Below are 11,515 nucleotides of genomic sequence, written 5' to 3'. Positions count from 1 at the left end.
GCGACCAACGAGAACCTCGCGAACATCAGCAATGTGCTGATCTACTCCGCGATGGCCGTCTACACCCTGGCCTTCTTCGCCTACATCGCGGAGTGGCTCTTCGGCAGCCGCAGCAAGGTCGGCCGCACCGCCGCCGCGCTCACCGCCCCCGCCCGGTCCGAGGCCCCGGCCGTGACCGCGCGGAAGGCCGGCTCCACCGCCGTACTGGAGCGGCCCCAGGTCGTCGTCCGGGCCACGGCCGGCGCCCGGGACGTGCCCGACGGGCCGGGCGCGCACGGCGGGACCGAGAAGGGTGACCTCTACGGGCGGATCGCCATCTCCCTCACCGCCCTCGCCTTCCTCGTGGAGTTCGGCGGCGTGCTCGCGCGGGCCCTGTCGGTGCGGCGGGCGCCGTGGGGCAACATGTACGAGTTCAACATCACCTTCACCACGGTCGCCGTCGGTGTGTACCTCGCACTGCTCGCCCTGAAGAAGAACGTCCGCTGGCTCGGCCTGCCGCTGACCACCACGGTCCTGCTCGACCTCGGTCTCGCCGTCACCGTCCTGTACACCGCCAGCGACCAGCTCGTGCCCGCGCTGCACTCGTACTGGCTGTACATCCACGTCTCCACGGCGATCTTCTGCGGCGCGGTCTTCTACGTCGGCGCGGTGGCCACGATCCTCTACCTGTTCAAGGACAGCTTCGAGAACAAGCTCGCCTCCGGCGGCACCCCGGGCCGGTTCGCCAACTCCGTGCTGGACCGGCTGCCCGCCGCCGCCTCCCTGGACAAGTTCGCCTACCGCGTCAACGCCGCCGTCTTCCCGCTGTGGACGTTCACGATCATCGCGGGCGCCATCTGGGCGGGCGACGCCTGGGGCCGCTACTGGGGCTGGGACCCCAAGGAGGTCTGGTCCTTCATCACCTGGGTCGCCTACGCCTGCTACCTGCACGCCCGCGCCACCGCCGGCTGGAAGGGCCGCAAGGCCGCCTACCTGGCGCTGCTCGCCTTCGGCTGCTGGCTGTTCAACTACTACGGCGTGAACATCTTCGTCTCCGGCAAGCACTCCTACGCGGGCGTGTGACCGACGGACGTACCGCGAAGGCCGGTTTCCGTGACCTGGGTCACGGGAACCGGCCTTCGCCGTGTGCACCGGTCCTCCCTGGCCGCGTGCACGGCGCCCGGTACGGAGTCACGCTGGTGTCATGACCGGAAAGACCGGATCGAAGGCCGGGGCGCGGACCGGACGCGTCGAACAGGGCATCAGCCAGACCCACGGGAACACGCACATCCTGCACTTCCTGGTGCGGCTTCCCCGGCCCATGGAGAAGGTCTGGCCCGCGCTGGCCACCGAGGTGGGGCTGGCCGCCTGGTACACCCCGGCCGACGTGCTGGAACCCCGGCTCGGCGGTGCGGTCGCGCTGCGCGGGGTCGGGGCCGGGCGGATCACCGCGTGGGACGTGGACCGGGTCGCCGAGTACACGGTCGAGGGCGGGCGCGTCCGCTTCCACCTGGAGCGGGACGGGGAGGACGGCGCGGCGCTCCGCTTCACTCACGAGTTCCAGGACGAGCGGGAGTCCGAGCAGCGCTGGCGGGCCCGGTTCGAGCGGCTCATCGAGCTGCTGGAACCGGGCCCGTAGGGCCGTCCGCGGCGGGCCCGGAGCCGTCGAGGTGGGCGAGGTAGCCGTACAGGCTCCCCGCCCCGTCCAGCATGGCGCGCGTACGGGCGGTGAGCGCCTCCCCGCGCGCGGTGAGGGCCGACCCCAGGGCCGCGCTGCCGCCCTCGTGGCGCAGCTCCTCCAGGACGGGCCGGATCTGGTCCAGCGGGTGGTGGCCGCGGCGCAGGATGTGGATCAGACGGGCGTCGCGGACGTCGGCCGGGCCGTACACCCGGTACCCGGTGCCCCGCTCGCGGCGGGGCGTGAGGAGCCCGGCCGCCTCCCACACCCGCAGCGCGGACGTGCGTACGCCCAGCAGCCCGGCCACCTCCCCGATGCGCAGGTCCGCGCGGGGCAGCGGCCCGGGGTCCCGCGCCGCCAGGGCTTCCAGGGCCCGGCGCGCGGCCCGCAGCGACAGGCGCTCCTCGTGCAGGGCGGCGTGCGCGGCGTCCACGAGGGCGAGGGCGCCCGGTACGTCGCCCGCGTGGACCGCCCGCATGATCCGCGCCGCGGTGACCGGACCGTACCCCCGCAGCAGCGCCCGGAAGGTGAGCAGGGCGCGGCGGTGCGCCTCGCGGAAGACGCGGTAGCCGGACGCGGTGCGGCCGGCCGGCGGCAGGACGCCCGCGTCCTCGTAGTTGCGGATCTGCTGGGTCGAGACGCCGGCCAGGCGGGCCAGGTCCACGGAGCGGAGGCGCCGCTCGTTCGTCGTCGTCATCGTCGTGCCGTCGTCGTCTTCGTCGTCTTCGTCGTCATCGTCATCGTCACCGGCTGGGAAGGAATCGGGTCGCGGCACGGTCCGGAGCGGAAGGCTGGTGGTTTACGCGATGCCGGGCGCCCGGCGGTCGCCGACACTGCGGTTGACCGTTGCCCCCCACCCTTCCGTACGGAGGTGCCGATGTCCGGTCCGCTCGCACCAAGTCTGGCCAGGGTCCCCATACGCTCAGTATTGTCATGGACGCGTCGCATGGTGGTGCTGTCGGGCGCCCTGCTGCTGTCGGCCGTCGGCCTGTCCGCCGTTCCCGCCGCGGCGGCCGAGGGGCCGGTCGTCACCACCCGGTACGGCCAGGTGCGGGGGAAGGCGGGGGAGACCGCCCACGCCTACCTCGGCATCCCCTACGCCGCGCCGCCCACCGGCGAGCGGCGGTGGAAGCCGCCGGCCCCGCCCGCGAGCTGGACCGGCGTCCGGGACGCCACCGCGCCGGGCAACCCCTGTATGCAGGGCCCGTCCTCCACCCCGTGGGGCGACCTGGCCGGACCCGGCACCCCCAGCGAGGACTGCCTCTACCTCAACGTCCACGCGCCCGCCCAGCGCTCGGTGCTCAAGCGTCCGGTGATGGTGTGGATCCACGGCGGCGGCTTCACCGTCGGCTCCGGATCGTTCTACGACGGCGGCAAACTGGCCGCGCGCGGCGACGTGGTCGCCGTCCACCTCAACTACCGCCTCGGCGCCTTCGGCTACTTCGCCCACCCGGGCCTGGCCGCCGAGTCCGCCCAGGGCGTCTCCGGCAACTACGGCCTGCTCGACCAGCAGGCCGCCCTGCGCTGGGTCCGGGACAACATCGCCGCGTTCGGCGGCGACCCCGGCAACGTGACGGTCTTCGGCGAGTCGGCGGGCGGCGGCAGCGTCTGCCAGCACCTGGTCTCGCCCCGCGCGCTCGGCCTGTTCGACCGGGCCATCGCCCAGTCCGGCTGCGCGTTCACCCTGCCCACCCAGGACTCCCAGCAGCGCAACGGCACGGCCTGGGCGACCACCCTGGGCTGCGCGGACGTGGCCTGCCTGCGCGCCAAGCCGGCCGCCGAGCTGCTCGGCGCCGCGCTGAGCCCCACCGCCCGCTGGGTCCCCAACGTCGACGGCAAGGTCCTGCCGCTCCAGGTGACCGAGGCGCTGGCGAGCGGCCGGTTCCACCGGGTCCCCGTCCTCCAGGGCACCACCGCCGACGAGGGCCGGCTGACCGTGGCGACCACCTACGACCTGGCCGGCCGGCAACTGACCGCCGCCGGCTACCCGGTGGCCGTCCGCGCCCTCTACGGCGCCCGGGCCGACGCGATCCTCGCCCGCTACCCGCTGGCGGACCACGGCACCCCCGCCGAGGCCCTGGGCGCGATCCTCACCGACTCCCAGTTCGCCTGCCCCCAGTCCCGCGCGGCCGGCCTGATGGCCGAACACGTCCGGTCCTACCAGTACGAGTTCGCCGACCGCCACGCCATGGACTACCTGAACCTGCCGGTCGGCTTCCCGCTCGGCGCCCCGCACGGCTCGGAGATCCGGTACGTCTTCGGCGGCGTCACCGGCACCCCCGCCCAGAACGCCCTGGCGGACCGGATGCTCGGCTACTGGACCAACTTCGCGAAGACCGGCATCCCGTACGCCGCCGACGCGCCGCGCTGGCCCCTCTTCCCCAAGGTCCAGACCCTCGCCCCCGAGGCGATCACCTCGGGCACCACCTTCCCGCAGGACCACAAGTGCGACCTGTGGGACGCTCCCACCGCCTCCGCGACCCGGTAGCCCGCGACCACGCGGAAGGGCAGCGCAGACGCCCCGCGCGCCCCCGCTGCCCTTCCCGGACGCCCGGACCGGGATCCGGCGGGACCGGCGTCAGCCGCCCCTGGGCCCCTCGCCCGGGTCCCGGTCCTCGCCCGTGTCCCTGTCCCTGTCTCCGTCGCCGTCCCCGTCCCTCTGCTTCTCCTCGCCGAGGGACTTCAGGAACTCGGGGTTGTCGTCGGGCGCGACCCACTGGCGGGACCGGGCGGTGGCGCCCCGCACACCGGACCAGCCCTCGGCGGCCGGGCTGCGCCGCTTGCCGGCGATGATCCAGGAAATCGAGCCCACCAGCGGGAACAGCAGCACGAGGATCGCCCACAGCGGCTTGGGGATGTGACGGACGTCCTCGTCCTTCGTGCTGATGCAGTCGATGAACGCGTAGACGCTCAACGCCAGCGGCACGAGGAACATCAGCACCCGGAGCATGGGGCCTCTCCAGCGAAGGTCGTCGGGGCCGGGGGCACGGCCCCCGGGTACAGGGTCAGGGTAACCGCTCGGGGATACTGGACCCCATGGCTTACGACGATCTTCGCTCCCTGCTCAGGGCACTGGAGCGCGAGGGGGACCTCAAGCGCATCAAGGCCGAGGTCGACCCGTATCTGGAGGTCGGGGAGATCGTCGACCGGGTGAACAAGGCCGGCGGCCCCGCCCTGCTCTTCGAGAACGTGAAGGGCTCGTCGATGCCGCTGGCGATGAACGTCTTCGGCACCGACCGGCGGCTGCTGAAGGCGCTCGGGCTGAAGTCGTACGGCGACATCTCCGACAAGATCGGCGGGCTGCTGAAGCCCGAGCTGCCGCACGGCTTCGTCGGCGTGCGCGAGGCGTTCGGCAAGCTCGGCGCGATGACGCACGTACCGCCGAAGAAGGTGAAGTCCGACAGCGCGCCCGTGCAGGAGGTCGTCCTCACCGGCGACGACGTCGACCTGGAGAAGCTGCCCGCCCTGTTCACCTGGCCCAAGGACGGCGGCTCCTTCTTCAACCTGGGCCTGACCCACACCAAGGACCCCGAGACGGGCATCCGCAACCTCGGGCTCTACCGCCTCCAGCGCCACGACAAGCGCACCATCGGCATGCACTGGCAGATCCACAAGGACAGCCGCAACCACTACCAGGTGGCGGCCCGGCGCGGCGAGCGCCTGCCGGTCGCCATCGCCTTCGGCTGCCCGCCCGCCGTGACCTACGCCTCCACCGCCCCGCTCCCCGGCGACATCGACGAGTACCTGTTCGCCGGTTTCGTCGCCGGCAAGCGGATCGAGATGGTCGACTGCAAGACGGTCCCGCTCCAGGTCCCGGCGCAGGCGGAGGTCGTGCTGGAGGGCTGGCTGGAGCCCGGCGAGATGCTGCCCGAGGGGCCGTTCGGCGACCACACCGGCTTCTACACCCCGCAGGAGCCCTTCCCGGCGCTCACCATCGACTGCGTGACCATGCGCAAGCGCCCGCTGCTCCAGTCGATCGTCGTCGGCCGGCCCCCGACGGAGGACGGCCCGCTCGGCCGCGCGACCGAACGTTTCTTCCTCCCCCTGCTCAAGATCATCGTCCCGGACATCGTGGACTACCACCTGCCCGAGGCCGGCGGCTTCCACAACTGCGCGATCGTCTCGATCGACAAGAAGTACCCCAAGCACGCCCAGAAGGTCATGCACGCCATCTGGGGCGCCCACATGATGTCCCTCACCAAGCTGATCGTCGTCGTGGACAGCGACTGCGACGTGCACGACCTGCACGAAGTCGCCTGGCGCGCGCTCGGCAACACGGACTACGCCCGGGACCTCACCGTCGTCGAAGGCCCCGTCGACCACCTGGACCACGCCTCCTACCAGCAGTTCTGGGGCGGCAAGGCGGGCATCGACGCCACGAAGAAGTGGCCCGAGGAGGGCTATACGCGCGACGGCGGCTGGCCCGACATGGTGGAGTCCGACCCCGAGACGGCGGCCAAGGTCAGCCGCCGCTGGAAGGAGTACGGCCTGTGAGTTCGGCTTCCGCGGCGATCCCGCAGCCGGGTCGCACCAAGGCGTTCCTGCGCCTGGTCATGATCGAGCACTCGGTCTTCGCGCTGCCCTTCGCCTACATCGCCACCCTCACCGCGATGCACCAGTGGGACGGGAACATCCACTGGGGCAGGCTGCTGCTGGTCACCGTCTGCATGGTGGGCCTGCGCACCTTCGCCATGGCCGTCAACCGGATCATCGACCGCGAGATCGACGCCCGCAACCCGCGCACCGCCCACCGCGAGCTGGTCACCGGCGCGATGTCGGTCAAGCACGCCTGGACCGGCGCCCTGATCGCGCTCGCCGTCTTCCTGGGCGCGGCGGCCCTGCTCAACCCGCTCTGCCTCGCCCTCGCCCCCGTCGCGGTGATCCCGATGGTGGTCTACCCCTACGGCAAGCGGTTCACGAACTTCCCGCAGGCCATCCTGGGTCTCGCCCAGGCCATGGGCCCCATCGGCGGCTGGCTGGCCGTCACCGGCGAGTGGTCCTGGGACGCGGTGATCCTCGGCCTCGCGGTCGGCGTCTGGATCGGCGGCTTCGACCTGATCTACGCCTGCCAGGACGTCGAGACCGACCGGGAGATCGGCGTGAAGTCGGTCCCGGCCCGGTTCGGCATCCCGGCCGCGATCCGGGGCGCCCGCGCCTGCCACACCGTCACCACCGCCCTGTTCGTCTGGTACGCCCTCGCCACCGGCGCCGGGGTCTTCTTCTGGCTCGGCTTGCTGATCGTCGCCGGCGCCTTCGTCTACGAGCACTCCATCGTGCGCCCGCACGACCTGTCCCGCCTGAACCGGGCCTTCTTCTCCGTCAACGGATTCATCGGCATTGCCCTGTTCGTGTGCGCGCTGCTGGATCTCCTGGTGCGCGGTCTGACCGTCTGACCGGGCGGCGCACCGCAGGCGTGCGCAGGCCGGTCCGGGTCACCGGCCGCCTCCCCGGCCGCCCCACAGAGGGCCGAAGGAGGCGGACCGGTCCTGATCTCCGATCCCCCCACCGGTACGCTCAAGACGTGAACGCAGGGGAATCGCAGCGCACGCCTTGGATCGTGGGGGTTTCCGGAGCATCCGGCACTCCATACGCCGCCGCGGTGCTGCGTGCCCTGCTCGCCGCCGGCGAGAGCGTCGACCTCGTCGTCAGCCGGGCCTCGCGGCTCACCCTGCTCGACGAGACCGGCATCTCCTACCGGGACGCCCACTGGCGGGACGACCTGCGCACCTGGCTGTCCCGGGGGGCCGACGGCACACCGGACGCCTTCGACGCGGACCTCGCCGGTGTCCGGCACTGGAGCGCGGGCGACCTGGCAGCCGGGCCGTCCTCGGGGTCGTACCCGGCCAAGGGCATGATCATCGTGCCCGCCTCGACGGCGTGTGTGGCCGGGGTCGCCCTCGGGCTGTCGAAGGACCTGCTCCAGCGGGCGGCGAGCGTGACCCTGAAGGAGAGGCGCCCGCTCGTCGTGGCCGTCCGGGAGACCCCGCTGGACGGCCGGACCCTGCGGCACCTGGTGACGCTGGACGACGCGGGCGCGGCCGTGGTGCCCGCCTCCCCGGCCTTCTACGCGGGGGCGACGCACATCCAGGACCTGGTGGACTTCGTCGCCGGGCGGGTCCTGGACGCGGCGGGCGTCGGCCACCGGCTCTACCGGCGCTGGAAGGGCGACCTCGGCGGCGGGGCACGTACGGCGACCGGGGGCGGATCACCCACGACCGACTGAGCCCCACTCCACCGGCCCTCCATCCCACCGGGCCGCACGTCACCGGACCCCCACCCATCCCATCCCACCTCACCGAGCATCACGCACAGAGCACCAACCTCCCCCACACGTTTCAGGAACTCCTCAGGTCTCAGACGGACCTCTTCAGCGGAAGGCTTCGATCGCATGGACGCGGTGGACAGGCAGCTCATCCAGGCCCTGAGGGAGAACGGCCGGGCCTCCTACGCGGAGCTGGGGCGCCTCGTCGGCCTGTCGGGACCCAGTGTCACCGACCGCATCAACCGGCTCGAGGCGGCCGGGGTGATCACCGGCTACCGGGCCACCGTGGACTCCGCCTCGCTCGGTCTCGGCGTCACCGCCCTGATCGGCATCTCGCTCTCCGACGCCGCCGACCACGAGGACGTGGCGCGCCGGCTGAAGGACCTGTCGGAGATCGAGGACTGCTGGTTCATCGCGGGCGACGACTCCTACATGCTCAAGGTGCGCGCGACCGACGTGGACGGCCTGGAGAAGACCATCCGCCGGCTCAGCGGTACCCGGGGCGTCTCCCGCACCCGTACCACCATCGTGCTGTCCACCAAGTGGGAGAACCGGGTGGGAGAGCTGCCGGAAGAGGTGTAGGGGACGGGGCGCGGGGCGCCGTCGTGCGGGTCCCTCCCCCCGAAGGGCGGGGGAGTACGGTGGTCCGAGTCTGTCACGGGCTGTCACAGGAAAGAGGTAACGGCATGGACGTCGGGCTCAAGCGCGAGCTGGAGGAGAAGGTCCGCTCCGGTGAGCGGCTGACCCGCGAGGACGGCATCGCGCTGTACGAGTCGGACGACCTGGCCTGGCTCGGCGGCCTCGCGCACGAGGTGCGGACGCGGAAGAACGGCGACGTCGTCCACTTCAACGTCAACCGCCACCTCAACATGACCAACGTCTGCACGGCCTCCTGCGCCTACTGCTCCTTCCAGCGCAAGCCGGGGGAGAAGGACGCGTACACGATGCGCATCGAGGAGGCCGTGAAGCTGGCCAAGGCGATGGAGTCGGAGAACCTCACCGAGCTGCACATCGTCAACGGCCTGCACCCGAACCTGCCGTGGCGCTACTACCCGCGCTCGCTGCGGGAGCTGAAGGCGGCCCTGCCGAACGTGTCCCTGAAGGCGTTCACCGCCACCGAGATCCACCACTTCGAGACGATCTCCGGGCTGAGCGCGAGCGAGATCCTCGACGAGCTGATCGACGCCGGTCTGGAGTCCCTGACCGGCGGCGGCGCGGAGATCTTCGACTGGGAGGTCCGGCAGCACATCGTGGACCACCGCACCCACTGGGAGGACTGGTCCCGCATCCACCGCCTGGCGCACGAGAAGGGCCTGAAGACCCCGTGCACCATGCTGTACGGGCACATCGAGGAGCCCCGCCACCGCGTCGACCACGTGCTCAGGCTGCGCGAGCTCCAGGACGAGACCGGCGGCTTCCAGGTCTTCATCCCGCTGCGCTACCAGCACGACTTCGTCGACATGAAGGACGGCAAGATCCGCAACCGCCTCCAGGCCCGGACGCAGATGGCGACCGGCGCCGAGGCGCTGAAGACCTTCGCGGTCTCCCGGCTGCTGTTCGACAACGTGCCGCACGTCAAGGTCTTCTGGGTCATGCACGGCGTGCGGACCGCCCAGCTCGCCCTCCAGCACGGCGCCGACGACATGGACGGCTCGGTCGTCGAGTACAAGATCACGCACGACGCCGACAACTACGGCACGCCGAACAAGCTCACCCGCGAGGACCTGCTGGAGCTGATCCGCGACGCCGGTTTCCGGCCGGTGGAGCGCAACACGCGGTACGAGATCATCCGGGAGTACGACGGTCCGGACCCGGCCCGCCGCGACTCCCCGCAGCCGATGCGGGTGTGACGTCGGGACGGGCGCGGGGTACCCGGCGGGGATGACCCCCCGTACCTCCGCGCCCGAGGACGCCTACACCGCCGCGCCCTTCGTCCCGGACGGCGCCGGTCTCGCCGCGCTGCGCGAGGCCGCCGCCGGGTGCCGGGGCTGCCCGCTGCACCGGGACGCCACCCAGACCGTCTTCGGCGCCGGGAACACCGGCGCCCGCGTGATGCTGGTCGGCGAACAGCCCGGCGACCAGGAGGACCGGCGGGGCCGGCCGTTCGTCGGGCCCGCGGGCCAGCTGCTGGACCGCGCCCTGGCCGAGGCGGGCATCGATCCCGGTGAGGCGTATGTCACCAACGCCGTCAAGCACTTCAAGTTCACACAGGCCGAGCCCCGCAAGCGCCGGATCCACAAGGCGCCGACCCTGCGGGAGACGACCGCGTGCGGGCCGTGGCTCGCCGCCGAGCTGGCGCTGGTGGAACCCGAACTGATCGTGGTGCTTGGCGCCACCGCCGGCAAGGCGCTGCTCGGGTCGTCGTTCCGGGTCACCCAGGTGCGCGGCACGGTCCTGGAGGCGGAGATCCACGGCCGCCCGGAACGGCTGGTGCCGACCGTCCACCCCTCGGCGGTGCTGCGGGCGGAGGACCGGGAGGGCGCCTACCAGGGGCTGGTGTCGGACCTGCGGGTAGCGGCCCGGGCCCTGGGCTGAGGGTGTGTGAGGGACGCCATGGGGCCGGGGCCGGCGCGGGGCGCCGAACCCCTGGGGGCCTGACCAGGTAATGGCTACGATGGCCGTGTGTCCCTTACTTTCACTTTCGATCCGGCCCTCACGACCGAGTTGCGCGAAGGCGTCCTGGACCTGTGGACCGATGTCTCCAACGCGGGCGGCTCCGTGGGTTTCGTGCCGCCGGTGACGCGCGAGGACATCCGTCCGGAGCTGGTCAAGCACATGGTGGCCATGGCGGAGGGGCGGACCCGGCTGCTCGTCGGCCACGACGAGGCGGGCGAGGTGGCCGCCACCGCGTTCCTCACCTTCAACACGCACCGGCTGATGACCCACTGGCTGTGGCTCTACACGGTGATGGTGCACCCCCGCCACCAGGGCAGGGGGTACGGCCGGGACCTGCTGGCCGCCGCCGAGCGGGCGGCCCGCGGCCTGGAGGGGATCGAGGCGATCCGGCTGACCTGCCGGGGCGGACTCGGTCTGGAGCGGTTCTACGCGGCCTGCGGTTACAAGGAGGTCGGCCGCGTCCCCGACGCGATCCGGGTGGCGCCGGGTGACGACCGCGACGACATCACGATGCTGCTGCCGCTGACCTGAACCGCGCACCCCCACCGCATGATCGGGATCCCGGCGTGTTTCACTGGAGGCCGGGTGCCCCTTTGGGGACGTACGGACCCTTCGGAACGGAAGAGTGGATTGAGATGCTCCGCTACACGCTGAAGCGCCTCGGGATCTTCGCGGGCTGCCTCGTGGTCGTCTGGGGCCTCGTCTACTCCGGTGTCTTCCCCCGCGGACTCGGTGACTCCAACGGCATGTGGATCATCCTGCTCGCCCTGGTGATCTCGGCCCCGATCAGCTTCGTCGTACTGCGCCAGGAGCGGGACCGGGCCTCCGAGCAGGTGGTGCGCCGGGTGGACCGGATGAAGGCGAACCTGGAGGCCAACCGCAGCCAGGAGGACCTGGCCGACGACTCGGCGCGCGCGCAGGGCCAGACCTCGTGAGTGACCGTACGGTCCGTAGGGACCGCGAGGACCGCGAGGACTGTG

General features: G+C 71.9%; 13 protein-coding genes. 11 read left to right on the top strand and 2 right to left on the bottom strand.

What is annotated here, in order from left to right:
- Nucleotides 1–51: 51 nt before the first annotated feature.
- Both ccsB and AB0L74_RS20965 read left to right on the top strand, forming a co-directional pair.
- Nucleotides 52–1,062 (top strand): c-type cytochrome biogenesis protein CcsB, encoded by a 1,011-nt coding sequence (gene ccsB, locus AB0L74_RS20970; protein ID WP_365654288.1) that lies wholly within the window; start codon nucleotides 52–54, stop codon nucleotides 1,060–1,062.
- A 121-nt stretch (nucleotides 1,063–1,183) separates the two neighbouring features.
- Nucleotides 1,184–1,618, top strand: a complete 435-nt coding sequence (locus tag AB0L74_RS20965) for a hypothetical protein (protein WP_365654221.1) — start codon at nucleotides 1,184–1,186, stop codon at nucleotides 1,616–1,618.
- Here the strand turns inward: AB0L74_RS20965 and AB0L74_RS20960 are convergent.
- Nucleotides 1,590–2,354: a MerR family transcriptional regulator gene (locus AB0L74_RS20960; RefSeq protein WP_365654286.1), complete on the bottom strand. Its 765-nt coding sequence runs from the start codon at nucleotides 2,352–2,354 to the stop codon at nucleotides 1,590–1,592. The genes AB0L74_RS20965 and AB0L74_RS20960 overlap by 29 nt on opposite strands.
- 249 nt (nucleotides 2,355–2,603) lie before the next feature.
- Here AB0L74_RS20960 and AB0L74_RS20955 point away from each other — a divergent pair, with 249 nt between their 5' ends.
- Nucleotides 2,604–4,145 (top strand): carboxylesterase/lipase family protein, encoded by a 1,542-nt coding sequence (locus tag AB0L74_RS20955; protein WP_365654218.1) that lies wholly within the window; start codon nucleotides 2,604–2,606, stop codon nucleotides 4,143–4,145.
- A 90-nt stretch (nucleotides 4,146–4,235) separates the two neighbouring features.
- Here AB0L74_RS20955 and AB0L74_RS20950 read toward each other — a convergent pair whose 3' ends face one another.
- Nucleotides 4,236–4,607, bottom strand: coding sequence for a PLD nuclease N-terminal domain-containing protein (locus AB0L74_RS20950; protein WP_365654215.1), 372 nt, complete (start codon nucleotides 4,605–4,607; stop codon nucleotides 4,236–4,238).
- Nucleotides 4,608–4,693: 86 nt separating this feature from the next.
- Between AB0L74_RS20950 and AB0L74_RS20945 the strand changes: the two genes are divergently transcribed.
- The 8 genes from AB0L74_RS20945 (at nucleotide 4,694) to AB0L74_RS20910 (ending at nucleotide 11,470) form a co-directional block, all read left to right on the top strand.
- Nucleotides 4,694–6,151, top strand: a complete 1,458-nt coding sequence (locus tag AB0L74_RS20945) for a menaquinone biosynthesis decarboxylase (RefSeq protein WP_365654212.1) — start codon at nucleotides 4,694–4,696, stop codon at nucleotides 6,149–6,151.
- Nucleotides 6,148–7,050, top strand: a complete 903-nt coding sequence (mqnP, locus tag AB0L74_RS20940; protein WP_365654209.1) for a menaquinone biosynthesis prenyltransferase MqnP — start codon at nucleotides 6,148–6,150, stop codon at nucleotides 7,048–7,050. The genes AB0L74_RS20945 and mqnP overlap by 4 nt, the downstream gene beginning before the upstream one ends.
- A gap of 128 nt (nucleotides 7,051–7,178) precedes the next feature.
- Entirely contained in the window at nucleotides 7,179–7,880 is a 702-nt protein-coding gene (locus tag AB0L74_RS20935) for a UbiX family flavin prenyltransferase (RefSeq protein WP_365654206.1), read from the top strand.
- A 165-nt stretch (nucleotides 7,881–8,045) separates the two neighbouring features.
- Nucleotides 8,046–8,501 (top strand): Lrp/AsnC family transcriptional regulator, encoded by a 456-nt coding sequence (locus AB0L74_RS20930; RefSeq protein ID WP_365654203.1) that lies wholly within the window; start codon nucleotides 8,046–8,048, stop codon nucleotides 8,499–8,501.
- A gap of 104 nt (nucleotides 8,502–8,605) precedes the next feature.
- Nucleotides 8,606–9,769: an aminofutalosine synthase MqnE gene (gene mqnE, locus AB0L74_RS20925; RefSeq protein ID WP_365654200.1), complete on the top strand. Its 1,164-nt coding sequence runs from the start codon at nucleotides 8,606–8,608 to the stop codon at nucleotides 9,767–9,769.
- Nucleotides 9,770–9,800: 31 nt separating this feature from the next.
- Entirely contained in the window at nucleotides 9,801–10,454 is a 654-nt protein-coding gene (locus tag AB0L74_RS20920; protein WP_365654197.1) for a UdgX family uracil-DNA binding protein, read from the top strand.
- 87 nt (nucleotides 10,455–10,541) lie between these two features.
- Nucleotides 10,542–11,066, top strand: a complete 525-nt coding sequence (locus AB0L74_RS20915; protein ID WP_365654194.1) for a GNAT family N-acetyltransferase — start codon at nucleotides 10,542–10,544, stop codon at nucleotides 11,064–11,066.
- Nucleotides 11,067–11,170: 104 nt separating this feature from the next.
- On the top strand, nucleotides 11,171–11,470 hold the full coding sequence (locus AB0L74_RS20910; RefSeq protein ID WP_365654191.1) for a DUF4229 domain-containing protein: 300 nt from the start codon (nucleotides 11,171–11,173) through the stop codon (nucleotides 11,468–11,470).
- The last annotated feature ends 45 nt before the right edge of the window (nucleotides 11,471–11,515 follow it).

The organism is Streptomyces sp. NPDC052020, from assembly GCF_040680575.1.
GTDB lineage: Bacteria > Actinomycetota > Actinomycetes > Streptomycetales > Streptomycetaceae > Streptomyces.
Note: the sequence above shows the minus strand (reverse complement) of the source record. Positions and strands in the feature narration are given on the sequence as shown.

Bases quoted from the DNA above. Each gene is read 5' to 3' on its own strand.
- mqnE (WP_365654200.1), top strand. From the start codon at position 8,606: ATGGACGTCGGGCTCAAGCGCGAGCTGGAGGAGAAGGTCCGCTCCGGT.
- AB0L74_RS20920 (WP_365654197.1), top strand. From the start codon at position 9,801: ATGACCCCCCGTACCTCCGCGCCCGAGGACGCCTACACCGCCGCGCCC.
- AB0L74_RS20960 (WP_365654286.1), bottom strand. From the start codon at position 2,354: ATGACGACGACGAACGAGCGGCGCCTCCGCTCCGTGGACCTGGCCCGC.
- AB0L74_RS20945 (WP_365654212.1), top strand. From the start codon at position 4,694: ATGGCTTACGACGATCTTCGCTCCCTGCTCAGGGCACTGGAGCGCGAG.
- AB0L74_RS20930 (WP_365654203.1), top strand. From the start codon at position 8,046: ATGGACGCGGTGGACAGGCAGCTCATCCAGGCCCTGAGGGAGAACGGC.
- AB0L74_RS20965 (WP_365654221.1), top strand. From the start codon at position 1,184: ATGACCGGAAAGACCGGATCGAAGGCCGGGGCGCGGACCGGACGCGTC.
- ccsB (WP_365654288.1), top strand. From the start codon at position 52: ATGGCCGTCTACACCCTGGCCTTCTTCGCCTACATCGCGGAGTGGCTC.
- AB0L74_RS20955 (WP_365654218.1), top strand. From the start codon at position 2,604: ATGGTGGTGCTGTCGGGCGCCCTGCTGCTGTCGGCCGTCGGCCTGTCC.
- AB0L74_RS20910 (WP_365654191.1), top strand. From the start codon at position 11,171: ATGCTCCGCTACACGCTGAAGCGCCTCGGGATCTTCGCGGGCTGCCTC.
- AB0L74_RS20950 (WP_365654215.1), bottom strand. From the start codon at position 4,607: ATGCTCCGGGTGCTGATGTTCCTCGTGCCGCTGGCGTTGAGCGTCTAC.